General features: G+C 70.6%; 21 protein-coding genes. 13 read left to right on the top strand and 8 right to left on the bottom strand.

Annotation, left to right across the window (positions count from 1 at the left end; genetic code table 11):
• Positions 1 to 237: 237 nt before the first annotated feature.
• The 9 genes from ACIPSJ_RS48320 to ACIPSJ_RS48280 all read left to right on the top strand — a co-directional run bounded on the left by ACIPSJ_RS48320 (position 238) and on the right by ACIPSJ_RS48280 (position 12,098).
• Entirely contained in the window at positions 238 to 378 is a 141-nt protein-coding gene (locus ACIPSJ_RS48320) for a pyrroloquinoline quinone precursor peptide PqqA (RefSeq protein ID WP_355717636.1), read from the top strand.
• Positions 379 to 386: 8 nt separating this feature from the next.
• Entirely contained in the window at positions 387 to 1,142 is a 756-nt protein-coding gene (gene pqqC / locus ACIPSJ_RS48315) for a pyrroloquinoline-quinone synthase PqqC (RefSeq protein WP_401356140.1), read from the top strand.
• Positions 1,139 to 1,393, top strand: coding sequence for a pyrroloquinoline quinone biosynthesis peptide chaperone PqqD (gene pqqD / locus ACIPSJ_RS48310; protein ID WP_359214875.1), 255 nt, complete (start codon positions 1,139 to 1,141; stop codon positions 1,391 to 1,393). Before pqqC ends, pqqD begins: the two co-directional genes overlap by 4 nt.
• Positions 1,394 to 1,506: 113 nt before the next feature.
• Complete coding sequence (gene pqqE, locus ACIPSJ_RS48305; protein WP_401356455.1) at positions 1,507 to 2,574, top strand: pyrroloquinoline quinone biosynthesis protein PqqE; 1,068 nt, start codon at positions 1,507 to 1,509, stop codon at positions 2,572 to 2,574.
• Positions 2,571 to 3,773, top strand: coding sequence for a glycoside hydrolase family 105 protein (locus ACIPSJ_RS48300; protein ID WP_401356137.1), 1,203 nt, complete (start codon positions 2,571 to 2,573; stop codon positions 3,771 to 3,773). The genes pqqE and ACIPSJ_RS48300 overlap by 4 nt, the downstream gene beginning before the upstream one ends.
• Positions 3,770 to 4,558, top strand: a complete 789-nt coding sequence (locus tag ACIPSJ_RS48295; RefSeq protein ID WP_401356134.1) for a Tat pathway signal sequence domain protein — start codon at positions 3,770 to 3,772, stop codon at positions 4,556 to 4,558. The genes ACIPSJ_RS48300 and ACIPSJ_RS48295 overlap by 4 nt, the downstream gene beginning before the upstream one ends.
• An 11-nt stretch (positions 4,559 to 4,569) precedes the next feature.
• On the top strand, positions 4,570 to 7,803 hold the full coding sequence (locus tag ACIPSJ_RS48290; protein WP_401356132.1) for a glycosyl hydrolase family 28 protein: 3,234 nt from the start codon (positions 4,570 to 4,572) through the stop codon (positions 7,801 to 7,803).
• Entirely contained in the window at positions 7,800 to 10,052 is a 2,253-nt protein-coding gene (locus ACIPSJ_RS48285) for an alpha-galactosidase (protein WP_401356130.1), read from the top strand. The genes ACIPSJ_RS48290 and ACIPSJ_RS48285 overlap by 4 nt, the downstream gene beginning before the upstream one ends.
• A gap of 15 nt (positions 10,053 to 10,067) precedes the next feature.
• The gene (locus ACIPSJ_RS48280) at positions 10,068 to 12,098 is read left to right on the top strand and encodes a PQQ-dependent sugar dehydrogenase (RefSeq protein ID WP_401356127.1); all 2,031 of its coding nucleotides are present in this window, start codon (positions 10,068 to 10,070) and stop codon (positions 12,096 to 12,098) included.
• A gap of 16 nt (positions 12,099 to 12,114) precedes the next feature.
• Here the strand turns inward: ACIPSJ_RS48280 and ACIPSJ_RS48275 are convergent, their stop codons facing one another.
• Together ACIPSJ_RS48275 and ACIPSJ_RS48270 are read right to left on the bottom strand one after the other, a co-directional pair.
• A complete protein-coding gene (locus tag ACIPSJ_RS48275; protein ID WP_401356125.1) occupies positions 12,115 to 13,941 on the bottom strand; it encodes an AMP-dependent synthetase/ligase in 1,827 nt (608 codons plus the stop codon).
• Positions 13,942 to 14,199: 258 nt separating this feature from the next.
• Positions 14,200 to 14,700, bottom strand: coding sequence for a hypothetical protein (locus ACIPSJ_RS48270; RefSeq protein ID WP_401356123.1), 501 nt, complete (start codon positions 14,698 to 14,700; stop codon positions 14,200 to 14,202).
• Between the two features lie 113 nt (positions 14,701 to 14,813).
• On the opposite strand from ACIPSJ_RS48270, the gene ACIPSJ_RS48265 reads away from it, so the two are divergent.
• Positions 14,814 to 15,791, top strand: a complete 978-nt coding sequence (locus ACIPSJ_RS48265) for an Lrp/AsnC family transcriptional regulator (RefSeq protein ID WP_401356453.1) — start codon at positions 14,814 to 14,816, stop codon at positions 15,789 to 15,791.
• Between the two features lie 87 nt (positions 15,792 to 15,878).
• Here ACIPSJ_RS48265 and ACIPSJ_RS48260 read toward each other — a convergent pair whose 3' ends face one another.
• Positions 15,879 to 16,742 carry a LysR substrate-binding domain-containing protein gene (locus tag ACIPSJ_RS48260; RefSeq protein WP_401356120.1) on the bottom strand — a complete coding sequence of 288 codons (864 nt, stop codon included), beginning with the start codon at positions 16,740 to 16,742 and terminating at the stop codon, positions 15,879 to 15,881.
• A 183-nt stretch (positions 16,743 to 16,925) separates the two neighbouring features.
• On the opposite strand from ACIPSJ_RS48260, the gene ACIPSJ_RS48255 reads away from it, so the two are divergent.
• Complete coding sequence (locus tag ACIPSJ_RS48255) at positions 16,926 to 17,948, top strand: bile acid:sodium symporter family protein (RefSeq protein ID WP_401356450.1); 1,023 nt, start codon at positions 16,926 to 16,928, stop codon at positions 17,946 to 17,948.
• 86 nt (positions 17,949 to 18,034) lie between these two features.
• A complete protein-coding gene (locus tag ACIPSJ_RS48250) occupies positions 18,035 to 18,562 on the top strand; it encodes an isochorismatase family protein (protein ID WP_359214898.1) in 528 nt (175 codons plus the stop codon).
• A gap of 4 nt (positions 18,563 to 18,566) precedes the next feature.
• Here the strand turns inward: ACIPSJ_RS48250 and ACIPSJ_RS48245 are convergent, their stop codons facing one another.
• Complete coding sequence (locus ACIPSJ_RS48245) at positions 18,567 to 19,286, bottom strand: SDR family oxidoreductase (RefSeq protein WP_359214900.1); 720 nt, start codon at positions 19,284 to 19,286, stop codon at positions 18,567 to 18,569.
• Between the two features lie 142 nt (positions 19,287 to 19,428).
• Between ACIPSJ_RS48245 and ACIPSJ_RS48240 the strand changes: the two genes are divergently transcribed.
• A complete protein-coding gene (locus ACIPSJ_RS48240) occupies positions 19,429 to 20,253 on the top strand; it encodes a LysR family transcriptional regulator (protein ID WP_401356117.1) in 825 nt (274 codons plus the stop codon).
• A 71-nt stretch (positions 20,254 to 20,324) separates the two neighbouring features.
• Here ACIPSJ_RS48240 and fdhD read toward each other — a convergent pair whose 3' ends face one another.
• Genes fdhD through ACIPSJ_RS48220 form a run of 4 tightly spaced genes read right to left on the bottom strand, consistent with a single transcriptional unit; the run spans position 20,325 to position 25,780 of the window.
• Positions 20,325 to 21,173, bottom strand: coding sequence for a formate dehydrogenase accessory sulfurtransferase FdhD (gene fdhD / locus ACIPSJ_RS48235; RefSeq protein ID WP_359214905.1), 849 nt, complete (start codon positions 21,171 to 21,173; stop codon positions 20,325 to 20,327).
• Positions 21,174 to 21,180: 7 nt separating this feature from the next.
• The gene (locus tag ACIPSJ_RS48230; RefSeq protein WP_401356114.1) at positions 21,181 to 22,041 is read right to left on the bottom strand and encodes a 2Fe-2S iron-sulfur cluster-binding protein; all 861 of its coding nucleotides are present in this window, start codon (positions 22,039 to 22,041) and stop codon (positions 21,181 to 21,183) included.
• Positions 22,038 to 23,855: an NAD(P)H-dependent oxidoreductase subunit E gene (locus ACIPSJ_RS48225; protein WP_401356447.1), complete on the bottom strand. Its 1,818-nt coding sequence runs from the start codon at positions 23,853 to 23,855 to the stop codon at positions 22,038 to 22,040. The genes ACIPSJ_RS48230 and ACIPSJ_RS48225 overlap by 4 nt, the downstream gene beginning before the upstream one ends.
• Positions 23,856 to 23,860: 5 nt before the next feature.
• Positions 23,861 to 25,780 (bottom strand): molybdopterin oxidoreductase family protein, encoded by a 1,920-nt coding sequence (locus ACIPSJ_RS48220; RefSeq protein ID WP_401356444.1) that lies wholly within the window; start codon positions 25,778 to 25,780, stop codon positions 23,861 to 23,863.
• Positions 25,781 to 25,786: the final 6 nt, after the last annotated feature.

Below are 25,786 nucleotides of genomic sequence, written 5' to 3'. Positions count from 1 at the left end.
ACCGATGGGTCAGCGCCTGTCGGCGGAGATTGGCCGGAAATGCATCCGACCTTATCGGTCCGGACCATTGACCGCGGCCCGTTCCTGCCGGGACTCTGGTTCGCACCGTCGGACGTATCGCTGAACCCGGTACAGAGATGTGAACCACTCTCTGGGTTTTCCAGCAGATCCCTGTGAACGCGGCCCCCTGTCTGCGCTCTGAGACCCCCCAACCTCAGGAAAGCAGGTACGTACACCATGAACGAGACGACCTCCGAGGACCGTCAGCCGGAACCCACCGTTCTACAGACATCGGATGAAAAGGTCTGGCGAAGCCCTGGTTACCAGGTGGTGGAGACCGCCCTGGAAGTGACCGGCTACGCCCTCGGCGACCGCTGACCCGCACCATGACCCTCACCACCGTCCACGCCGGGACGGCCGCCGACCGCTGGCCGGTCCCCGAGTTCACCGAACGACTGCGCGCCGTCACCGCCGACCGCTACCACGACCGGCACCCCTTCAACCTGCGCATGCACCGGGGTGAACTGACCCCGGCGGAGCTGCGCCGCTGGATCACCAACCGCTTCCACTACCAGCGGCACATCCCTGTCAAGGACGCCCTGATCCTCGCCAAGTTCGACCGGCCCGCACTGCGCCGCGCCTGGCTGCGCCGCATCCGCGACCACGACGGAACCGCCGACGGCGAGGGCGGCATCGAGCGCTGGCTGCGCCTCGGCGAGGCGGCCGGCCTCGGCCGCGACCAACTCTGGGACAGCGCCCGGGTGCTGCCCGGGGTGCGCTTCGCGGTCGAGGGATACGTCACCTTCTGCCGGCTGCGCCCCGCACTGGACGCGGTCGCCGCCTCCCTCACGGAACTGTCCGCACCCGGCCTGATGCGCACCCGCGTCACCGCCTTCGAACACCACTACCCGTGGATCGACCCGGCCGGCCTCGCCTACTTCCGCACCCGCGTCGACCAGGGCGCCCGGGACGGCGAGGAGGCCCTCGCCCTGGTCCTGGAGTGGGCCCGCACCCGCGCGGAACAGCAGCGCGCACTCGCCGCCCTCGCCTACAAGTGCGAGGTGCTCTGGGCCCTTCTGGACGCCGTGGACCGGGGGGACACCCGGGGCTGGAGCGACACCCCGGACGGAGGCGGGCCATGACCTGGCGGCCCGTCCTCGCCCGCACGGCCGTCCTCCGGCACGACCGGGTGCGCGGCACCGATCTGTTGCTGCTGCCCGAGCGCGTGGTCGTGCTGCACGGCCGGGCGGGCGGGGTGCTCCGGCTCTGCGACGGCAGCCGGGCGGTGCCGGACATCGTCGCCGAACTGACCGCGGTGTTCCCGGACGCCCCGGTCGCCACCGAAGTCCCCGAGTTCCTCTCGGCGTTGCGGAGGGAGGGCTGGCTGCGATGACAGCCGCCGCGGAACCGCCTGAACCACGCGAACCACCCGAGCCGCCGGCGGCGCGTGAACCACCGGAACCGCCCGAATCACCGGAGCCGCCCGAACTGTCCGCGCCACCCGAACTGCCTGCGCCCCCCGAGCCGCCCTGGGCGTTGCTCGCCGAGCTCACCCACGCCTGCCCGCTGCGCTGCGGCTATTGCTCGAACCCCGTCCGACTGATCAGTCGGTCAGTCGAGCTGACGTCCGGGGAATGGGCGGAGGTGTTCCGGAGCGCCGGTGAGCTGGGCGTCGTCCAGACCCACCTGTCCGGCGGCGAACCGCTGCTCCGGCGCGATCTTCCGGAGCTGGTCGTCGCCGCCGACCGCGCGGGCCTGCACACCCAGTTGGTCACCAGCGGGATCGGGCTCGGCGAGCGGCGGCTGGCCGGACTCGTCGGCGCCGGACTGCGCGGGGTGCAGCTGTCCGTGCAGCACGCGGAGCCGACGGCCGCCGAACGCATCGCGGGCGCCCGCTCGTTCGCGGCCAAGGAGCGCGCCGCCCGGCTGATCCGGGCGACGGGACTCCCGTTCGGGCTGAACATCGTCCTGCACCGGGGCAACCTCGACGCCGTCGAGGACCTGATCGCGCTCGGAGTGTCCTGGGGCGCGGACCGGATCGAGCTGGCCAACACCCAGTACCACGGCTGGGCCGCCCGCAACCGGGCCGCCCTGCTGCCGTTGCCCGGCCAGGCGGAGCGGGCCAGGGCGACGGTCCTGCGCTGGCGCGAACGCCTCGACGAACCGGAGTTGATCTGGGTCGCCCCCGATCTCCTCACCGGCACCGCGAAGCCCTGCATGGGCGGCTGGGGCCGGATCTCGCTCACCGTGACCCCCGACGGCACGGTCCTGCCCTGCCCGGCCGCGGCCACCCTGCCCGGCCTCGACCCACCGAACGTACGGGAGCGCGAACTCGCCTGGATCTGGCGGGAGTCGAAGGCCTTCAACGCCTACCGGGGCGAGTCCTGGATGCGCGAGCCCTGCCGGGGCTGCGCCCTGCGCACCACCGACTTCGGCGGCTGCCGCTGCCAGGCGTACGCGCTCACCGGCGACGCCCGCAACGCCGACCCGGCCTGCCGGCACGCCCCCGCCCACCACCTCGTACCCCTGCGGCGGACCTCCGCTGCCGCCGCCCACCGAGAAGGAGGACCATGAAACGCCTGCGAGCCGCCGCGCTCACGGCCGTCGCACTCACCACTGCCACCCTGACCGCGCTCCCCGCGGCCGTACCCACGCCCGCCGTCGCCGCACCCGCCGTCGCCGCCGCGTCCAGACCGGCCGCCGCCCCCGACTGGTCCACCGCGGTCGTCGACTCCACCATGGCCCGCTACACCCCGGCCACCATCGGCGGCTGGTCCTACCCGGTCGGCCTCTACCTCTACGGCCAGTACCTCACCTACAGACGCACCCACGACCCCCGCTACCTCACCTACATCAAGAGCTACGTCGACCGGTTCGTGAAGAGCGACGGCTCGATCGACCAGTCCTTCAACAGCCTGGACAGCATGCAGGCCGGCCGCCTCCTGGTGATCCTGCACCACGAGACCGGCCAGGACCGCTACCGCAAGGCGGCGAAGAAGATCCGCGACCGCCTGAACACCTACCCGCGCACCGCTGACGGCGGCTTCTGGCACGCGGACAACTCCAGCCGCGCGCACCAGCTCTGGGCGGACGGCGTCTACATGGTGAACCCGTTCCTCGTCGAGTACGGCAAGGAGTTCGGGGACAGCGCGTACACCGACGACGAGGCGGCCAAGCAGCTCGCCGTCTACGGCGGCCACCTCCAGGTCGCGAACGGCCTGCTCAAGCACGCCTACGACGAGTCGAAGACGGCGAGTTGGGCGGATCCGGCGACCGGGCTCGCGCCCGAGCACTGGTGCCGTGCCGTCGGCTGGTACGCGATGGCGATCGTGAACGTGCTGGACGCGGTCCCCGCGAACCAGCCCCGGCGTCCCCAACTCCTTTCCATCCTCCGCAAGCTGGCGGCGGGACTGGAGAAGTACCAGGACCCGGCGACCGGCCGCTGGTTCCAGGTGATCGACAAGGGCGGCCGGAGCGACAACTGGACCGAGACCTCCTGCTCCAGCATGTTCACCTACGCCCTCTCGCGCGGCGCCCAGCAGCACTACCTCGATGCGCACTACGCGGACGTGGCCCGCCGGGGCTACCAGGGCGTGCTCGCGAAGCTGTCGGTCGGCGCGGACGGCCGCACCGAGCTGGCCGACATCTCCGTCGGCACCAACGTCGGCGACTACGCGTACTACACCGCCCGCACCCGGGCCACCAACGACTTCCACGGCCTCGGGGCCTTCCTGATCATGAACGAGCAACTGCGAGGTGATGCAGCGTCATGAGCACAACATCCAGAAGGGCGGTGCTCGGCGCCGCGCTCGCCGGTGCCGCGGGAGCGGCCGTCGGGCTGCCCGCGACCACCGCACACGCCGCGTCCTGGCAGCTCAAGTGGCAGCCGTCGGCGAGCGGTGACGGACTCGGCGCCTTCGAGACCGTCGAGGACGACCGCGCCGACTCCCACCCCGCCGGCCACCCGCACATCTTCGCCACCGGCAACAACTGGCGCTTCAACATGCACACGGTCGACCGCGACACCTCGACCGACCGCCAGCGCCAGGAGGTCACCGGCCTGCGCACGAGTTCCAGCAGCTACCTCAAGTGGAACGAGGGCCAGACCTGGCGGGTCACCTACTCGATGTACATCCCGAGCTCGCTGAAGGCGACCACCACCTTCACCCACATCATGCAGATGAAGCAGCCCGGCAGCGGCAGCTCGCCGATCGTCGTGCAGTCGCTGCGGCGCGTGAACGGCAAGCAGACCATAGAGCTGAAGCTCGCCATCGACGACATCCTGGTCGGCCGCACCGACCTGGACCCGCTGCACGACAGCTGGACCGACGTCGACTTCCAGATCAAGGTCGGCAACGGCTCGGCGGGTTCGGTCCGCTGGATCCTCAAGTCCGGCGGTTCGACCGTGATCGACGCCTCCAAGACCGGCGTCGACACCTTCCTGGCCGACCGGGTCCGCCCGAAGTGGGGCATCTACCGCTCCCTCGGCGACACCTCCGGCTCCCTGCAGGACACCTACCTCCTGCTCACCAACCTCCGTGGCTATCAACTGGTGTGAGGCACCGTCACATGAAACCCCCCACCGCTCCACGGCACCGCGCTGCCGCGATCGTCCTCTTCGTCCTCGCCGTCGTGCTGGGACTCTCCCACCCGGCGGCCCTCGCCGCCCCGCCCGCCGCTCCGCACCCCGCCGCCGTCTTCGACGTGCGGGACTACGGCGCCAAGGGCGACGGCTCGGCCAACGACTCCCCGGCCGTCGACAAGGCCGTCACGGCGGCGAACGCGGCGGGCGGCGGCACGGTCCGCTTCACCGCCGGCACCTACAAGTCCAAGAACACCATTCACATGAAGAGCCATGTGACGCTCCAGCTCGACAAGGGCGCCACCCTCCAGGGCTCCAGCGCCGACACCTACGACAAGGCTGAGTCCAACCCGTACGACGCCTACCAGGACTACGGCCACAGCCACTTCCACGACGCGATGATCTACGGCGACAGACTCACCGACATCGGCTTCGTCGGCCAGGGCGTCATCGACGGCGCCGGCAACCTCATCACCGGCAACCCGAAGACCGGCGAGGCCGACAAGATCATCTCGCTGACCCGGTGCGACGGCCTGCGCATCGGCGACGGTCTCACGCTCCGCCGGGGCGGTCACTTCGCGGCCCTGATCAACGGCTGCAAGAACGTGACCTCCGACCACCTGACCATCGACACCGCGAGCGACCGCGACGGCTGGAACGTCATCTCCACGACGAACGCCACGATCACCAACGCCACCATCCACGCCAACGACGACGCCCTGGTCTTCAAGAGCGACTACGCGCTCGGCGCCAAGCTCCCCAACGGGCATGTCCGGGTGAGCGGTTCGACGCTCGGCGCCAAGTGCTGCAACGCCCTGATGTTCGGCTCCGAGACCTGCGGCGACTTCTCGGACTACCAGTTCGAGAACATCCGCATCGACGGCGCCGACAAGTCCGGCCTCGGCATGGTCTCGATGGACGGCGCGAAGATCTCCGACGTCCACTACCGCGACATCACGATGACGAACGTCCACTCGCCGATCATGGAGAAGATCGGCACGAGGAAACGCTGCGGGAACAGCCCGGGTGTCGGATCGATCAGTGACGTCACGTACGACGACATCACCGCCACCGGCAACAGCCCCTCCTTCAGCCCGACCCTGTGGGGCGAGGGCGGCCACCGCATCAGCGGGATCACCTTCAACCACGTCAACATCACCGTCCCCGGCGGCAACGGCACCATGTCCACCGGCGTGCCCAGCAACGACCCGAACGACTACAACCCCAAGGCCATCGGCACCCGGCCCGCCTACGGCTGGTACCTGCACAACGCCGACCACGTCCAGTTCACCGACAGCGGTGTGAAGTTCGCGTCGGACGACGGCCGCCCGGCCCTCATCGCCAACGCGGCGAACGACATCCGCCTCACCCGGTTCACCGCGCAGAAGGGCGGCGACTCGCCGTACGACATCGGCCTCCAGGATGTCACCGGAGCCTGTCTGACGGACAGTCACAACACCTCCGGCGGCGCACTGCGCGTCTCCGGCAGTCAGGACTGCACGGCGGCAGCGACCCCGCTCGACCTGGAGAACCCCCGCCAGGACTTCCTCCGCAACTCGGTCGGCGGCCTCTTCCTGCACTGGGGCCTGCGCACCGCCCCCGCCCACACCAGCTGCACCGCCTGGGAGAACGACGTCACCAGCGGCGGCTGGACCCCCGACTACTGGGTGAACGAGGCGCAGAAGCTGCACACCCAGTACCTGGTCCTCGCCACCTTCCACAGCCGCCTCGGCTACGCCCGCCCCTGGCCCTCCAAGATCCCCGGCTCCTGCGCCACCAAGCGGGACTTCCTCGGCGAGCTGATCACCGCCGCCAAGGCCAAGGGCCTGAAGGTCATCCTCTACATGACCAACGACCCCCAGTGGCACGACGAGGGCGGCCACGAGTGGCTCGACTCGGCCGCCTACTCCGCCTACAAGGGCAAGAACGTCGACCTGACCACCAACGACGGCTTCGGCCAGTTCAGTTACGACAACTTCTTCGAGGTCATGGACCGCTATCCCGACCTCGGCGGCTTCTGGATCGACAACGACAACGCGTACTGGGAGAGCCACGACCTCTACCAGCAGATCTACCAGAAGCGCCCGAACTACACCCTCAGCAACAACAACGAAGACACGCCGATCATGGACATGATCAGCAACGAGCAGAAGACCGGCATGACTCCGGCCTACGACTATCCGCAGGCCGTCTACACGGCCCAACCCCGCCTCACCGAGGCCGACTTCAAGCTGCCCTCGACCGGCGCCTGGTGGTACGACGGCTCCAACCCGTCCGTCGACCGCATGCTCACCCTGGGCCGGCTCGTCACCAACGCGGGCTCCTCGGTGAAGGCGCTGATGGCGGAGACCGCCCAGGTCAACGGCAAGTTCCCGAGCAACCAGGCCGCCTTCAACACCTTCGCGAACAGCTACCTCGACCCCATCTGGGAGTCCCTGGGCGGCACCGAGGGCGGCGGCTACATGTACGGCGGCCTCAAGCCCGGCTTCTGGAACGACGGCGCCCACGGCGTCACGACCGTCGCCAGGAGCGATCCGAACCGCCAGTACATCCACGTCCTGACCCCGCCCAGCACCACCACCCTGCGCATCCGCGACAACGGCTACCGCATCGCCTCCGTCACCGACCTCCGCACCGGCAAGGCGGTTTCGTGGTCACAGTCCGGCGGAGTGCTCACCCTGACCGGGCTCGGCGACTGGGACCCGTACGACACCGTCTTCAAGGTCACCACCGCCGGCCGCCAGGGCATCCTCTCCGGTGTCAAGGTGACCGCGAGCGCCACCGCGAGCGGCCACGCCGGATCGGCCGCCGGTGACGGCGACTACCTCACCTACTGGGACAACAACAAGACGCTCCCCGTGAACCTCACCTTCGACCTCGGCTCGGCCAAGAAGGTGCAGTACCTCGGGCTCAACCAGCGCGAGGACTCCGTCGCCTACGCCCGCTCGGACACCGAGCAGTCGGCGCGGATCAAGGACTACAAGGTCTACCTCAGCGACGACGGCACGAACTGGGGGAGCGCGGTCAAGTCCGGGCAGCTGCCCAGCCGCCGTGGCATCCAGGGCATCGACCTGACCGCCACCACCGCCCGCTACGTCCGCCTCGAAGTCGACAGCACCTGGGCCGCCGCCACCGACACCACCCGGTACAAGCGGCTGCGGATCGACGAGGCGTGGATCGGGACGTCGTACGCCACACCCGCGAACGGGGGACAGAAGTGAAACGCGTCAGATCGCTCACGGCCGCGGTGGCCGGTCTGCTCGTGGCGGCCGCCGTGCCGCTCCTGAGCACCGCCGCCCAGCCGGCCGCCGCCTCCGACAACGGCCAGGCGGCCCGCCCCGCCATGGGCTGGAGCAGTTGGAGCTTCGTGCGCCGCCAGCCCACCGAGGCGAAGATCGAGGCCCAGGCCGACGCACTGGCCTCCAGCGGCCTGAAGGACCACGGCTTCGTGTACGTCAACCTCGACGACTTCTGGCAGAAGTGCGACAGCAACGGCTTCGTCGTCGACTCCTACGGCCGCTGGACCGCCGACACCGCCAAGTTCCCCTCCGGCATCAAGGCGGTCGCCGACTACGTCCACTCCAAGGGCCTGAAGTTCGGCTTCTACGTCACGCCCGGCATCGCGAAGAACGCCGTCCTGAAGAACACCCCGATCGAGGGCACGTCGTACCACGCGAAGGACATCGCGGACACCTCGAAGACGGAGAAGAACTACAACTGCAAGAACATGTACTACATCGACTACGGGAAGCCCGGCGCGCAGGAGTTCGTCAACTCCTGGGCGAAGCAGTTCGCTTCCTGGGGTGTCGACTACCTGAAGATCGACGGCGTGGGCAGCCAGGACGTCCCCGACGTCCAGGCCTGGGACAAGGCGCTGCGGGCGAGCGGACGGCCCATCACCTTCGCCCTCTCCAACAACCTGCCGATCGCCGACGCCAGCACCTGGCGCGGGCTCGCCAACAGCTGGCGCACCCAGGGCGACGTGGAGTGCTACTGCGGGCCCGGTGACAACGGCAGCGGCTACCCGCTGACCGACTGGTCCCATGTCTCCAAGCGGTTCGACTCGGCCGCCTCCTGGCAGCCGTACGCCGGACCCGGCGGCTGGAACGACCTGGACTCGCTGGAGATCGGCAACGGCGACCAGGTGGGCCTCACCGCCGACCAGCGCCGTTCCCACTTCACTCTCTGGTCGATGGCGGCGGCCCCGCTGCTGCTCGGCACCGACCTCACCCACCTCGACTCCGTCGACAAGGCCATGCTCACCAACGACCGGCTGATCGGCGTCGACCAGGACGGCGTGGCCGCGAAGCGGATCGTGAGCAGCGGGGTCAAACAGGTGTGGAGCAAGAAGGAGAGCGACGGCCAGTACGTCGTCGCCCTCTTCAACACCGGGACCTCCGGCAACTCCACGGTGAGCGTGGACTGGTCGCAGGTCGGCTTCACCGGCTCCGGTGATGTCACCGACCTGTGGTCCGGCTCCCACAAGGGCGTGATCGCGAACACCTACAGCGCCACCCTGCGCCCGGGCGAGACCCGCCTGATCCGCGTCAAGCCCGTCAACTCCCTGAAGTCCGCCGCCGCTTCACCGGGCTTCGCGGTCGCCCCCTACGAGTACCTCGGCTGGGGCAGCCCGCAGAACCCGACCTCGGTGATGTCGGCGACCGGCGTCAAGTGGTTCACCCTCGCCTTCGTCCTCTCCGACGGCACCTGCAACCCCAAGTGGGACGGCTCGCGCCCGCTCACCGGCGGCGACGACCAGGCGAAGATCAACGCGATCCGGGCGGCCGGCGGAGACGTGGTCGTCTCGGTCGGCGGCTGGAGCGGCAACAAGCTGGGGGAGAAGTGCTCCAGCGCCTCCGCGCTCGCCGGCGCCTACCAGAAGGTGATCAACGCCTACAAGCTCAAGGCCCTCGACATCGACATCGAGAACACCGAGTGGTCCAACGCGACCGTACGGCAGCGGGTCGTCGACGCGCTCAAGACGGTCAAGGCGAACAACCCGGGCCTGAAGACGGTCATCACCTTCGGGACGACGACCAGCGGTCCCGACTCCACCGGCGCGGACATGATCAAGCGGGCCGCCGACTCCGGTCTGGCGAACGACGTCTGGTGCATCATGCCGTTCGACTTCGGCGGCGGCGCCACGAACATGGGCACCCTCACCACCCAGGCCATGGAAGGCCTCAAGGCCAAGGTCAAGTCGGCCTACGGCTACAGCGACGCCACCGCCTACGCCCACATCGGCCTGTCCTCGATGAACGGCAAGACGGACGACTCCGGGGAACGGGTCCGTGTCGCCGACTTCAAGACCATGCTCGGCTACGCCCAGCAGCACCACATCGGCCGCCTCACCTACTGGGCCGTCAACCGCGACCGGGCCTGCGGCTCGGGCACCGACGGCGACGCCTGCAGCGGTGTGTCGCAGCAGCCGTACGACTACCTCAAGGTCTTCGCCCAGTACACGGGCTGACAGGGAGCAACCCCCATGAATCTCAGGAGAGTTCTGCCCTACGGCCTGGCCGCGGTGCTCGCGCTGCCGCTGGCCGGACTGAGCCAGGGCACCGCCCTCGCCGCCACCGACTACCAGGCCGAGGACGCCACCATCGCGCAGGGCACGGTCGCCACCAACCACACCGGCTACACCGGCACCGGCTTCGTCGACTACACCAACATCAAGGGCTCGTACGTGGAGTTCACGGTGAGCGCGGCCGCCGCCGGCACCTCGTCGCTCACTCTGCGCTTCGCCAACGGCACCGCCACCGACCGGCCGATGGACATCTCCGTCAACGGCACGGTCGTCGCCTCCGCCGTCTCCTTCCCGGCCACCGCCGACTGGAACACCTGGGTGACCAAGTCGGTCAACGTGCCGCTGACCGCGGGCAGCAACAAGATCCGGGCGACCGCCACCACCGCCGACGGCGGCCCCAACCTGGACCGGATCAGCGTCGGCGCCGCGGCCGACACCCAGGCCCCCACCCGCCCCGGCCAGCCGTCCTGCTCCGGCATCGGCGAGGACAGCCTCACCCTCGGCTGGGGCGCGGCCACGGACGACGTGGGCGTGACGGCGTACGACCTCTACGAGCACGGCAACAAGATCGGTGAGGCGCCCGGGAGTTCGACGTCCAAGACCCTCACCGGGCTCACCCCGAACACCACCTACGACCTCACCGTCATCGCCCGGGACGCGGCCGGCAACACCTCGCCGGCCAGCCCCGTCGTCGACTGCACGACCAAACCGAGCAGCGACACCACACCGCCGACCGCGCCCGGCACCCTCACCACGGCCGGCATCACCGCGAACACCGCCGACCTCACCTGGGGCGCGTCCACCGACGACCGCGCGGTGACCGCGTACGACATCCGCAGCGGGGACACCGTCTACCAGACGGTCACCGGCGCCACGACCACCACCCTCACCGGTCTCGCCTGCGACAGCCCCTACACCCTGGACGTCGTCGCCCGGGACGCCGCCGGAAACGTCTCCCCGCCGAGCAACGCCGTCACCTTCACCACCAAGGCCTGCGCCACCGACGGCGGCACCCCCTCCTCCATCGCCACCCTCTCCACCGGCTGGACCATCCCCTGGGGCACCTACTGGATGCCCGACGGCAAGACCGCGCTGGTCACCGAGCGGGACGACTTCCGGGTCTGGAAGGTGACCAAGGACGGCACGAGGACCCAGGTGGGGACCGTCCCGAACGCCGTCACCACCAACGGCGAGGGCGGGCTGCTCGGCGTCGCCGTCGACCCCAAGTGGGAGACCAACCACTACGTCTACTTCATGCACACCGCCTCCGAGGGCAACCGGGTCGTGCGCATGACCTACGACGGCACCAAGCTCAGCGACTACAAGATCCTGCTCCAGGGCATCAAGAAGAACCGCTACCACAACGGCGGACGGCTGCTCTTCGGCCCCGACGGCTATCTCTACGTCTCGACCGGAGAGGCCCAGACCCCCGATCTCGCCCAGGACAAGAACTCCCTGAACGGCAAGATCCTGCGGATGACGACCGACGGCAAGGCGGCTCCCGGCAACCCGTTCGGGAACTACGTCTACAGCCTCGGCCACCGCAACCCCCAGGGCCTCGCCTTCGACCGCAACGGACGGCTGTGGGAGGCCGAGTTCGGCAACAGCTCCAAGGACGAGCTGAACCTCATCAAGCCGGGCGCCAACTACGGCTGGCCGACCTGCGAGGGCACCTGCTCGGTCGCCGGGATGACCAACCCCAAGGCCACCTGGAACGTGTCCGAGGCGTCCCCGAGCGGAATCGCCATCGTCCGCAACGTCGTCTACATGGCGTCCCTGCGCGGCGAGCGGCTGTGGCGGATCCCGATCAACGGCAACGCGGAGACGGTCGGCACGCCGACGGCGTACTACGTCGGCACCTACGGGCGGCTGCGGACCGTGACCAAGGTGCCGGGCGCCGACCAGCTGTGGCTGTCCACCACCAACTGCGACAACAACGGCAACCAGGCGGACGGATCCGACAAGATCTTCCGGATCGACATCAAGTGACGGCCCCGCCGGGCCGTCAGGCCCGGTAGAGGGCCTCGACCTCGTTGGCGTAGGCGTTCTCGATCGCCTTGCGCTTCAGCTTCAACGACGGGGTCAGCAGGCCGTGTTCCTCGGTGAACGGCTGGGCGAGGATACGGAACGTACGGATCGACTCGGCCTGCGAGACCAGGGTGTTGGCGGCCACCACGGCCCGCCGCACCTCGGTCTCCAGGTCGGCGTCCCGCACCAGCTGGGCCGCGGACATCTGCGGCTTGCCGCGCATGGTCAGCCAGTGCTCTACGGCCTCGGTGTCGAGGGTGACCAGGGCGGCGATGTAGGGGCGGTCGTTGCCGACGACGATGCACTGGTTGACCAGCGGATGGTCGCGGACCCGTTCCTCCAGGACACCGGGGGAGACGCTCTTGCCGCCGGAGGTCACCAGGATCTCCTTCTTGCGGCCGGTGATGGTGAGATAGCCGTCCTCGTCGAGGGAGCCGAGGTCACCGGTGGCCAGCCAGCCGTCGTGCAGGGTGGCGTCGGTGGCCTTCTGGTTGTTCAGGTAGCCCTGGAAGACGTTGCCGCCGTTCAGCCAGATCTCGCCGTCGTCCGCGATGTGCACGGTGGTGCCCGGGATGGCCTGGCCGACCGTGCCGTAGCGGGTGCGCTCGGGCGGGTTCGCGGTCGCGGCGGCCGTCGACTCGGTGAGGCCGTAGCCCTCGTAGATGTGCACGCCCGCCCCGGCGAAGAACAGCCCGAGCCTGCGGTCCATGCCCGAGCCGCCGGACATGGCGTTGCGGATCCGGCCGCCCATCGCGGTGCGGACCTTGGAGTAGACGAGCTTGTCGAAGAGCTGGTGCTGCATGCGCAGCCCGGCCGACGGTCCAGGGCCCGTGCCCCAGGCCTTCGCCTCGACCGCGTCCGCGTACTTCACCGCGATCTCCACGGCCTTCTCGAAGGGCCCGCCCTTGCCCTCCTTCTCCGCCTTCCGGCGCGCCGCGTTGAACACCTTCTCGAAGATGTACGGCACGGCCAGGATGAACGTCGGCCGGAACGCGGCCAGGTCGGGCAGCAGCGCGGCCGCGTGCAGCTGCGGCTGGTGGCCGAAGCGGACACCGTGCCGGATCGCGGCCACCTCCACCATGCGCCCGAAGACGTGCGCGAGCGGCAGGAAGAGCAGGGTGGAGACCTCCTCGCCCTTCTTCGCGCGGAACACCGACTCCCAGCGGGCGACGACCGTGTCCGACTCGAACATGAAGTTCCCGTGCGACAGAACACAGCCCTTCGGGCGGCCCGTGGTGCCCGAGGTGTAGATGATCGTGGCGATCGAGTCCGGGGTGACCGCCTGCCGGTGCCGGTGCACGATCTCGTCCTCAAGGTGCGCGCCGGCGTCGTACAGCTCCTGCACCGCGCCCGAGTCCAGCTGCCACAGCTGGCGCAGCTGCGGCAGCCGGTCGATGACGGTGGCGATCGTCATCGCGTGGTCCTCGTGCTCCACGATCGCCGCCGTGCACTCGGCGTCGTACAGCATCCAGAAGCACTGCTCGGCCGACGAGGTCGGATAGACCGGCACCACCTGGGCGCCGATCGTCCACAGCGCGAAGTCGAAGAGCGTCCACTCGTAGCGGGTGCGGGACATGATCGCGACCCGGTCGCCGAACCGGATACCCCGTGCGAGGAGGCCCTTGGCGAGGGCCAGGACCTCGTCGCGGAACTCGGCGGAGGTCACGTCACGCCACTGGCCGAGTTCGTCCTTGCGGCCCAGTGCGACGTGCAGCGGGTCCGTCTGGGCATGCTCGAACACACAATCGGCCAGACCCCCGACCGGCGGCGCCGACGCCAACGGCGGGTTGGTGAACTCGCGCAAACCCCGCTCCCCGCTTCTCGCTCCACAGTGAGGCCAGTGACGCTCCGCACAGCGCCGTGAAAGCTACCCCACCGGAAGACCGTTCGGGAGGGGGTGCGAAAACGAGCATTGCTCTCGTATGGTCGCGCCCGCGCCTGGAAAATACGCTCACATGCGGAAGGGTCGGACAGAATCCCTTACGGTTCAGTAAGTTTCGGCTCCGTAATCTCCACTGAATCTGTACGACCCGATTACGGCCCCCAGCCGGTTACCGACCGGTCAGGAGCCCGGTGTCGACGTGCTCTTCTGAGACAGCGTCGAGGGGGCGGATTCTGTCACTCCGCCCGCCGCCCCGGGTGCCCTCACCAGCACCAGGACCAGCACGCCCGCCACCGTTCCGGCGGCCCCCGGCACCAGCAGACCGGTGTTCAGCCCCGAGGCGAACGCGGTGCGCGGGGTGTGCTCGGCGACCGTCCCGCGCAGCGCCCCGGCACCGCCGCCCGCGAGCGTGTGCGCCGCGCCGTGCGGCAGCGTGCCGGTCATCCGGGAGGTGAGCACGGTCCCGAAGACGGCGACCGCGAGCGCGTACCCCAGCTGCCGGACCGTGTTCACCGCCCCGCCCGCCATCCCGGACCTCCCCCACGCTCGGCCGGGAGACCGCCGAGGCGACGCGTGCAGCGCCGTCGCCATGTCCGGCAGCGCCACCACCACGATCGTCACGTCCAGCAGCAACATGAACGTCCCCAGGCGCACTGCGGTCAGCGGCCCCCATGTGCGCATCTCCGTGCTCCTTCGCTTCGTCGACCGGCCTTCGCTCCGTAGGATGGCCGTATCGCGGCCGATCGGAGTGGAGAAGAGCGGCCGCAAGGCGAAATCCGACGGGGGTTGCCGTGCTGGAGCTGAAATCCGACACGACGGATCTGCTGGACGTACAACTGCTCTGCGCGCTGGAGGTGGACGGCCGCGCCTCCTTCAGCCGGATCGCGGCCGTGCTCGGTGTCTCCGACCAGACGATCGCCCGCCGCTACCGGCGGCTGTGCGCCGAGGCCGGGCTGCGGGTCGTCGCGGTCCGGGACGCCGAACGGCTCGGCCAGGACCAGTGGATGCTCCGGCTGCGCTGCGCGCCCGACAGCGCCACCGTGATCGCCGACGCGCTCGCCAGACGCCCCGACACCGCCTGGATCGGGCTGGCCTCCGGCGGTACCGAGATCGCCTGCATGACCCGGCCGCGCAGCCCCGGCGACCACGACGACCTGCTGCTCGGCAAGCTGCCGCGGACACCGAGCGTGGTGGAGATCCGGGCACAGCAGCTGCTGCACCGCTTCTACGGCGGACCGACCGGGTGGGTGCAGAAGTTCCGGGCGCTGTCCGAGGAGCAGGTGGCCGCGCTGCGGACGGCCGCGCCGGAGGCCGACGGGCCCGCGCGGCTGGAGCCGGAGGACGGGCCGCTGCTCGCCGCGCTGGAGCGGGACGGGCGAGCGACCTACCCGGAGCTTCAGCGGGCCACGGGGCGGTCCGAGTCCGCGGTGAAGCGGCGGCTGGCCGCGCTGATCGGTTCCGGGGCGGTGTACATCGATGTCGAGTACCGGTCGGAGGTGCTGGGGTATCCCAAGGGGGCGCTGCTGTGGATCACGACGGCGCCGTCCGCGATGCACTCCGTGGGGGCGGCGTTGGCGGGGCACGACGAGGTGGCGTTCGCCGCGGCGACGGCGGGGCCGTCCCATGTCGTCGTGACGGCGGTGCTGCGGGACACCGCGCATCTGTACGCGTACCTGAGCGGGCCGTTGGGGCGGTTGGAGGGGGTGCAGCATGTGGAGGCGATGCCGTTTTTGCGGAGGGTGAAGCAGTTGACGTATGTGGGGTCGTATTGAGGGTGCGGGGCGGTGGGGGCTGGTCGCGCCCACGCGGCGGTAGCCGCAAATCGATACAGCCCCGCGCCCCTGACGGGGCGCCTCCGGTCAAGGGCGTCTCAGGTGTGTGCCGCTTGCAAGGATGGCCGCTGCCAATGCGTCTGCCGCCGTCTGTGCCGGTGAGCGTCTGTTGCCGTGGACGAGTACGAAGTCGACCTTGCCCAACTCCGGGAGGCCCGCGCGGTCGGGGACCCGGAACAGGCCCGGGGGGATCAGGCCCCTTGAGTGGGCCATCACGCCGAGGCCTGCCCTTGCGGCCGCGATCAGGCCGTTGAGGCTGCCGCTCGTGCAGACGATGCGCCAGTCGCGGCCCTGGCGTTCCAGGGCTTCCAGGGCCAGGGCGCGGGTGATGCCGGGCGGGGGATAGACGATGAGCGGGACGGGGCGGTCGGGGTCCAGGCGGAGTCGTTCGGCGCCGATCCACACCAGGTCGTCGTGCCAGACCAGTTCGCCCAGGGGGTCCTCGGCGCGGCGCTTGGCGAGGACCAGGTCGAGTTTTCCGGCGGCGAGCTGCTCGTGCAGGGTGCCCGAGAGCTCCACGGTCAGTTCGAGGTCGACCTCGGGGTGGTCGTAGCGGAAGCCCTCCAGGATCTCCGGGAGCCGGGTGAGGACGAAGTCCTCCGAGGCGCCGAAGCGGAGCCGGCCGCGCACCCGTGTCCCGGTGAAGAAGGCCGCCGCCTGGTCGTGCACCTCCAGGATCCGGCGGGCGAACCCGAGCATCGCCTCGCCGTCCTCGGTCAGCTCGACGGAGTGCGTGTCCCGGGAGAAGAGCTGGCGGCCGGCGGCCTCCTCCAGACGGCGTACATGCTGGCTCACCGTGGACTGGCGCAGGCCCAGCCGGCGGGCGGCCTGGGTGAAACTGAGGGTCTGGGCCACCGCCAGGAAGGTGCGCAGATGCGAGGGGTCATACACTCGAACATGTTATCGCGAAACGTGATGGCAGTCAGAGTGGTATGCCCGGTTCCCGATCACCAGCTCGGGGAGGACGATGGAGGGGGCCCTTCCGGCCCCGGCGACACCGCAGTGAGACCCGGCACGACCCCCTGATCGACCCGCAAGTGGAGCACCGTGAAACGCCTGAGCTGGCCCCGTTGGATGCCGATCGACCCGTACGTCCTGCTCCTGCTCGGGACGGTCTGTCTCGCCGCGCTGGTCCCGGCCCGGGGTACGGGCGCGGACGTGGCCTCCGGCGCCTCCACGGCCGCGATCGCCTTCCTCTTCTTCCTGTACGGCGCCCGGCTCTCCACCCGCGAGGCCGTTAACGGGCTGCGGCACTGGCGGCTCCATGTCACGGTCCTGGTCTGCACCTTCGTGATCTTCCCGGTGCTGGGCCTGGCCGCCCGCGGACTGGTGCCGGTCCTGCTCACCCATCCGCTCTACCAGGGCTTCCTCTTCCTGACCCTGGTCCCCTCGACGATCCAGTCGTCGATCGCCTTCACCTCGATCGCGCGCGGGAACGTGCCCGCCGCGATCTGCGCCGGATCCTTCTCCTCGCTCGTGGGCATCGTCCTGACCCCGCTGCTCGCCGCCGCGCTGCTCGGCAACAGCGGGGGCGGGTTCTCCGCCGACTCGATCGTCAAGATCGTGCTCCAGCTGCTGGTGCCGTTCGTCGCGGGGCAGCTGCTGCGCCCCTGGATCGGCGGCTTCGTCGCCCGGCACAAGAAGATCCTCGGCCTGGTCGACCGCGGCTCGATCCTGCTCGTCGTCTACACCGCGTTCAGCGAGGGCATGGTCCGGGGCATCTGGCACCAGGTCAGCGCCGTCCGGCTGGCCGGACTGCTCGCCGTCGAGGCCGTTCTGCTCGCCGTGATGCTCCTGCTGACCTGGTACGGCGCCAAGGCGCTCGGCTTCGGCCGCGGGGACCGCGTCGCGATCCAGTTCGCCGGCTCCAAGAAGTCCCTCGCCTCCGGGCTGCCCATGGCCAGCGTCCTGTTCGGCGCCCATGCCTCACTGGCCGTACTGCCGCTCATGCTCTTCCACCAGATGCAGCTCATGGTGTGCGCGGTCATCGCCAAGCGCCGCGCCCATGACCCGGAGGCCCAGGAGGAGGTCATGCCCCCGCCCGCCCCGGCGGCTGAGCCACGGCCGGCGGTCGGCACCGGGACGCCCGGCCGCTGAACCGTCGGCCGCCGAACGCGTCCAGTTCACGGGCCTGTTGATCCGGATTTCCGGTACGGACGGCTCATGACGGCTAACGTTCCGTCATGACCGCACCCCTGGCGCTCGATCCGGCGCGCACCGCTCTCGTCCTCGTCGACCTGATGGACCGCATCGTCGCGCTGCCCCTGGAGCCCCGCAAGGGCACCGAAGTCCTGCACGCGGCCGAGGAACTGGCCCGCTCCTTCCGCGCGGCCGGCGCCCCCGTGGTGCTGGTGCGCGTCGAGCGCCCCTCGCTCGCCGAGCAGCCGCCGGGCAGCGGACTGGTGGCCGGGCTGAAGAAGGAAGGGGACGTGGAGATCGTCAAGCGTTCCATCGGCGGCTTCCAGGGCACGGAACTCGACGCCCGGCTCCGCGAACTCGGCGTCAGCGGCCTGGTGTTCGGCGGTATCGCCACCAACCTCGGCGTCGAGTCCACCGCCCGCGCCGCCGCCGACCTCGGCTACGACCTGGTCTTCGTCGAGGACGCCATGGCCGCCCTCACCGCCGCCGAGCACGAGGCGTCCGTCCGGCTGGACTTCCCCCGGCTGGGCACGGTCGTGACCGCCGCCGGCGTACGCCTCACCGCAGGCTGACCGCTCAGACCAGCGTCCCGCCGCCGTCCACGACCACCACCGAACCGGTGCTGTACCCCCCACGCATCAGGTACAGATACGCCTCCGCCACATCCGCCGGCTCGCCGACCCGCCCCACCGGCAGCGACTCGGCGGACGACCGGTACAGCCCCTCCCGGTCCGCCTCCGGCAGCTCCCGCCACAGCTCGGTGCGCACCACTCCCGGCGCGACCACGTTGACCCGCAGCGGCGCCAGCTCCACGGCCAGCGCCCGGGTCAGCGACTCCATCGCCCCGCACAGCGCCGACGCGACACTCGAACCGGGCAGCGGCCGCCGCCCCGCCGTCCCCGTGGTCAGCACCACCGACCCGCCCGGACGGATCGACCCGGCGCCGTGCTTCACCGCCGTGTACGCACCCCACAGCCGGGTGTCCAGAAAGCTCCGGGCCGTCGCGATGTCCGTCGCGGCCACGGATCCGAGGAGCAGCGCGTCGCCCGCCGTGTACACCAGGTGGTCGTACGCGCCGACCCGCGCGAAGAAGCCGCGCACCGCGTCCTCGTCCGACGCGTCCAGCACCTGCCCCTCGGCGCCCTCGGGCAGCACCTTCAGCGCCGCGTCCACGTTCTCCCGCCGGCGCGAGGCGACGACCACCCGCGCACCCTCGCGTGCCGCGCCCTCGGCGACCGCGAACCCGATGCCCGCCGTACCCCCGATGACGACGACACGCTGTCCCCGCAGACCCATGGCCGATCTCCTTCCGAAGCTGGTGCTGTGTCCCGTTCGGACGCTTCCAGCCTGCGGTCCGGCGGTGCCGGCCGTCCAAGACCTCTTCGCGCGCCGGCGATACCCTGGAGGCATCGCCACCGTGCGGGAAGGGGTCGCGGTCATGGATCTGGATCTGCGCAAGGTCCGCTATTTCGTGGCGGTCGCCGAACTCCTCCACTTCGGCCGGGCGGCCGAGCGGCTGCACATCGCGCAACCGGTACTGAGCCGTCAGATCCGCGCACTGGAGAAGGACCTGGGCGCCGACCTGTTCGTCCGCGACAGCCACGGCGTGACCCTGACCGAGGGCGGACACCAACTCCTGGACGACGCACGGCAGTTGCTGGCGGTCGCCGACGGCACCCGACGCCGGGTCGTGCAGGCCGCGCGCGGGCGGCGGCGGCTGGTCGTGGGCTTCCGCGCCGGTGTCGTCGTCACCCGGGCGCTGCGCGCCTTCACCGCGGCCCACCCGGACGTCGAGGCCAAAGCCCGCCGGGTGGAGTGGGACGACCAGGAGCGGCTGATCCTCGACGGCACCGTCGACATCGCCTACGTACGGCTGCCGGTCAGGGAGAGCGGACTCGAACTGCGCCCGCTCTACAGCGAGCCCCGGGTGGCCATGCTCCCGGACCGGCACCGGCTCGCCGGGAAGCAGGAGATCTCCCTCGCCGACCTCGACGGCGAGCAGTGGCTGCGCTACAACGATCCCCGGCCCGGCGACCTGCCGCTGCGCACCATCGAGGAGAAGTTCGAGTGCGTGGCCGCCGGCACCGCGATCACGATGGTGCCGCGCTCCGCCGCCGAGCAGTACTCCCGCCCGGACATCGTCTACGTCCCGGTCGTCGACGCCGAACCCGACCGCGTGCTGCTGGCCTGGGCGGCCGGCCGCCGCTCCCCGCTGGTCACCGCGTTCGCCGAGGCGGCGGTGGCCGTGGGGGAACCCGACTGAGGCGGGGCCCCTGCGGCGCAGGGGGCGCTCCCCGCCGGTCGGGGCCCCGCCGCCGTGACGCGGGGGACCGGTCAGCCCTGGGCGGCCGCGGCCCGCAGGGCGATGCGGTCCTCGCCCGCGTACACGTTCATGTTGCTGCCCCGCAGGAAGCCGACGAGGGTCAGACCGGTCTCCGCCGCCAGGTCCACCGCCAGCGAGGACGGCGCGGAGACCGCCGCGAGCACCGGGATGCCCGCCATCACGGCCTTCTGCGCCAGCTCGAAGGAGGCCCGGCCGGAGACCAGGAGGAGGGAGCGGGACAGCGGCAGGTCGCCGTTCTGCAGGGCCCTGCCGACCAGTTTGTCGACCGCGTTGTGGCGGCCCACGTCCTCCCGGATGTCCACCAGCTCGCCGTCCTCCGTGAACAGGGCCGCCGCGTGCAGCCCCCCGGTCCGGTCGAAGACCCGCTGCGCCGCGCGGAGCCGGTCGGGGAGGCTCGCGAGCAGCTCGGGCTCCACCCGGACCGGGGGAGTGTCGGCTATCGGCCAGCGAGCCGTCGTACGCACCGCGTCGAGGCTCGCCTTGCCGCACAGCCCGCAGGACGAGGACGTGTAGACGTTCCGCTCCAGGGTGAAGTCGGGGAGCCTGACGCCCGGCGTGGTCCGTACGTCGACCACGTTGTAGGTGTTGGAGCCGTCGACCGTGGCGCCCGCGCAGTACACGATGTTCTGCAGGTCGTCGGCGGCGGCCAGGACCCCCTCGCTCACCAGGAACCCGGCGGCCAGCGCGAAGTCGTCGCCGGGCGTGCGCATCGTGATGGCGAGGGGTTTCCCGTTGAGTCTGATCTCCAGCGGCTCCTCGGCGACGAGCGTGTCCGGCCGGGTGGAGACCGCTCCATCCCGTATTCGGATCACCTTGCGTCGTTCCGTGACTCGTCCCATGTCCTGATCAGCCCCGGTTCTGTACGTGCTGGTAGCCGAAACGGCCCTTGATGCAGAGATTGCCGTGGGTCACCGGGTTGTCGTGCGGAGAGGTGACCTTCACTATCTCATTGTCCTGCACATGGAGCGTGAGGTTGCAGCCCACACCGCAGTACGCGCACACCGTGGTCGTCTCCGTCTGCCGGGAGGCGTCCCAGGTGCCCGCCGCCCGCATGTCGAACTCCGACTTGAACGACAGCGCCCCGGTGGGGCAGACCTCCACGCAGTTCCCGCAGTAGACACAGGCCGAGTCGGTCAGCGGGGCGTCGTGCTCGACGGCGATCCGGGCGTCGAAGCCGCGCCCGGTGACGGAGATCGCGAAGCTGTTCTGCCACTGGTCGCCGCAGGCGTCCACGCACTTGTAGCAGAGGATGCACTTGTCGTAGTCGCGCACGTACAGATCGTTGTCGACCCTGGGTTCCTCGTCGAGCCGGGCCGCGTCGGGGCCGAAGCGGTCCGGTTTCGCCTCGTACTCCTTGATCCACTCGGCCGCCCTCGGGGTCGTCGACAGGTCCACCGAGGAGGCCAGCAGCTCCAGTACGATCTTGCGGCTGTGCCGGACGCGTTCGGTGCCGGTGCCGACCGCCATCCCCGGCTCGGCCCTGCGGGAGCAGGCGGGTACGAGGGTCCTCGACCCCTCCACCTCCACCACGCACACCCGGCAGGCGTTCTTCGGGCGCAGGGTGTCGCCCTCGCACAGGGTCGGGATGTCCTTCCCGGCCGCCCGGCAGGCGTCCAGGATCGTCGAGCCCTCCGGGACCCGCGCCTGTTCGCCGTCGATGGTGAACTCCAGCAGCCGGCGCGGGATCCCCAGCGGTGTGACGGTCATTCGTACGCCCCCAGACGGTCGATGGCGGATTCCACGGCGTTCCACGCGGTCTGCCCGAGACCGCAGATCGAGGCGTCCCGCATCGCCCGCCCGACCTCGCGCAGCAGGGCGATGTCCCCGGCCGCGTCGGCTCCGGTGCGCGCGACGATCCGGTGCAGCGCCTCCTCCTGCCGGACCGTCCCGACCCGGCAGGGCACGCACTGCCCGCAGGACTCGTCCCGGAAGAACTCGGCTATGCGCAGCAGGAGCCGGGGGAGCGGCACGGTGGTGTCGAAGGCCATCACCACGCCCGAGCCGAGCGTGGTGCCCGCCTCCCGGGTGCCCTCGAAGGTGAGCGGGACGGCGAGTTCGTCCGGTCGTACGAAGCCGCCCGCCGCGCCGCCGAGCAGCACCGCCCGCAAGCCGTCGCGCACTCCGGCCAGTTCGAGGAGCTCGCCGAGGGTGGCGCCGAAGGGGAGTTCGTAGATGCCCGGGCGGGCCACGCTCCCGGACACGCAGAACAGCTTGGGTCCGGTGGACCTCTCCGTCCCGATCGCCGCGTACGCCGGGGCGCCCATGGTCAGGATCGGCAGGACGTTGACCAGCGTCTCCACGTTGTTCTCGACCGTCGGCTTCCCGAACAGCCCCTTCTCCACCGGGAACGGCGGCTTGGAGCGGGGCTCGCCGCGGTAGCCCTCGATGGAGTTGAACAGGGCCGTCTCCTCACCGCAGATGTAGGCGCCCGCCCCGCGCCGGATCTCGATGTCGAAGGCGAAGCCCTGGCCGAGGACGTCGTCGCCGAGGAAGCCCCGGGCGCGCGCCTGGTCGATCGCGTGCTGCACCCGGCGGACCGCCCGCGGGTACTCACCGCGGATGTAGAGGAAGCCCCGGTGCGCGCCGATCGCGTACGCGGCGATCGTCATCGCCTCGACCAGCGCGTACGGATCGCCCTCCATGATCACCCGGTCCTTGAAGGTGCCCGGCTCGGACTCGTCGGCGTTGCAGACGAGGTAGTGCGGACGGTCGGGCTGGGACGCCGTGGCCTGCCACTTGCGGCCGGTGGGGAAGGCGGCGCCGCCGCGCCCGACCAGGCCCGAGTCGGTGACCTCGCGGATGACCCCGGCGGGGCCGAGGCCGAAGGCGTGGCGCAGGGCGGTGTAGCCGCCGTGCGCGCGGTAGTCGTCCAGGGACGCCGGGTCGACCACGCCGACCCGCCTCAGCAGGGTGAGCCCTTCCTGACCGGCCTGGGGCACCGCCATCGCGGCGGGCGGCTCCTCCGGCGCGGAGTCGGGGGCGGTCGCCGCGAGGACGGCCGCGGTCACGGTCGCCGGCGCCGACACCGCCGTGTGCACCGGGTCGCCCGCCCGGACGGCGAGGGCCGCCGGGGCGCGCTCGCACAGGCCCAGGCAGGGGCTGCGCTCCAGGTGCACCCCGGGGCCGAGGCGCTCCTCGACCCCGGCGCACAGGTCCGCGGCCCCGGCCGCCGTGCACGCCAGGTCGGTGCAGACGTGCAGGACGGTCGCGGGGCGGGGCTTCACGGAGAACATCGCGTAGAAGGTGGCGACGCCGTAGGCCTCGGCCGGGGGCACCGTCAGCCGGCGGCACAGGTAGTCGAGGGCGCCCTCGCTGATCCAGCCGATCCGGTCGTTGACCGCGTGCAGCCCCGGCAACAGCAGATCGCGGCGGTCCCGGGCCTCGCGGCCGCCCCGCGCCCACCGCAGATCCTGATCGGAACGGTCGGCGCCCTCCCAGGAGGACTCCGGAGGGCCCAACAGGGCGTCCACGGCGGCCCGTTCCTCGTCCGTCGGTTTGCTGTCGCCGAAGTGCAGGTCCACCTGTGTCACCTCACGATGGTCGCGACCGGGAGCTTGTCGATACGGATCGCCGACGCCTTGAACTCCGCCGTCCCCGCGATCGGGCAGTTCGCCTCGATCGTCAGCTGGTTGGTGTCCACCTCGTCGGGAAAGTGCATGGTCATGAAGGCGAGACCGGGCCGCAGCGCCGTGTCGATCCAGACCGGCGCCACCACCGCGCCCCGCCGCGAGGACACCTGGACCTCCTCGCCGACGACCACCCCGTACCGCTCGGCGTCCTCCGGGCACAGCTCGACGTACTCGCCGCGGCGCAGCGGGGAGGCGTAACCGCCGCTCTGCACACCGGTGTTGTAGGAGTCGAGGCGGCGCCCGGTGGTGAGCCGGATGGGGTACTCCTCGTCGGTGAGATCGACCGGCGGATCGTGCTGGACCAGCCCGAAGGGGGCCGGCATCCCGCGCCTCGCCGGGTCCTTCTCCCACAACCTGCCGTGCAGATAGGTCGGTTCGAGCCGGTCGGTGCTGGGACAGGGCCACTGGATGCCCTGGTGCTCGGCCAGCCGGTCGTACGTCATCCCGTAGTGGTCCGGGGAGACCGACCGCAGCTCGTTCCAGACGGCCTCCGCGTCGGCGTACTTCCAGTCGTGGCCGAGCCGGGCCGCCAGCTCGCAGAGGATGTCGATGTCCTCGCGGGCCTCGCCGGGCGGGGTGACGGCCCGGCGCACCCGCTGGACCCGCCGCTCGCTGTTGGTGGTGGTGCCCTCGGTCTCCGCCCAGCCCGCGGTGGCCGGGAGCACCACGTCCGCCAGCTCGGCCGTCCTCGTGAGGAAGATGTCCTGCACGACGAGGAAGTCCAGGGCCCGCAGCCGTCGTACGGCCTGCTCGCTGTCGGCCTCCGACTGGGCCGGGTTCTCGCCGATGCAGTAGACCGCCTTGAGCGAGCCGTCCTCCATCGCCTCGAACATCTCGGTGAGGTTCAGCCCGTAGTGCGGCTGGATCACCGTGTTCCAGGCCGACTCGAACTTCAGCCGGGTGCCGGGGTCGAGGATGTCCTGGAAGCCGGGCAGGCGGTTGGGGATGGCGCCCATGTCCCCGCCGCCCTGCACGTTGTTCTGGCCGCGCAGCGGCTGCAGCCCGGCACCCCAGCGGCCGACCTGGCCGGTGAGCAGGGAGAGGTTGATCAGGGCGCGGACGTTGTCGGTGCCGTTGTGGTGCTCGGTGATGCCGAGGGTCCAGCACAGCTGGGCGCGCTCGGCGCGGGCGTAGGCGTGCGCCAACTCCCGTATCGCACGGGCCGGTACGCCCGTCACCTTCTCCGCGAGCGAGAGCGTCCAGGGCTCGACGAGCGCCCGGTACTCCTCGAAGCCGGTCGTCGCCCGCTCGATGAACGCCTCGTTGGCGAGCCCCGCGTGGATGACCTCCCGGCCGATCGCGTGCGCCATCGGGATGTCCGTGCCGACGTTCAGCCCGAGCCAGCTCTCCGCCCACTCGGCGGTGGAGGTACGGCGAGGGTCGACCGCGTACATCCGGGCGCCGTTCCTGATCCCCTTCAGCACGTGCTGGAAGAAGATCGGGTGCGCGAAGCGGGCGTTGGAGCCCCACATCACGATGACGTCGGTGTGCTCGATCTCCTCGTACGACGAGGTGCCGCCACCGGAGCCGAAGGCGGCGCTCAGACCCGCCACGCTCGGGGCATGGCAGGTGCGGTTGCAGGAGTCGACGTTGTTGGTGCCCATCACCACCCGGGCGAACTTCTGGGCCACGTAGTTCATCTCGTTGGTGGCGCGGGCGCAGGAGAACATCCCGAACGCGTCGCGGTTGCGGTCCAGGCCGCGGGCCGCCCGGTCCAGGGCCTCCTCCCAGGTCGCCTGCCGGAAGGGTTCGTCACGGGAGTCCCGGATCAGGGGGTGGGTCAGCCGGGTGTAGGTCTTCTGCTGCCGTTTCCTCATGCGGCG

Source organism: Streptomyces sp. NPDC090088 (assembly GCF_044747345.1).
Taxonomy (GTDB): domain Bacteria; phylum Actinomycetota; class Actinomycetes; order Streptomycetales; family Streptomycetaceae; genus Streptomyces.
Note: the sequence above shows the minus strand (reverse complement) of the source record. Positions and strands in the feature narration are given on the sequence as shown.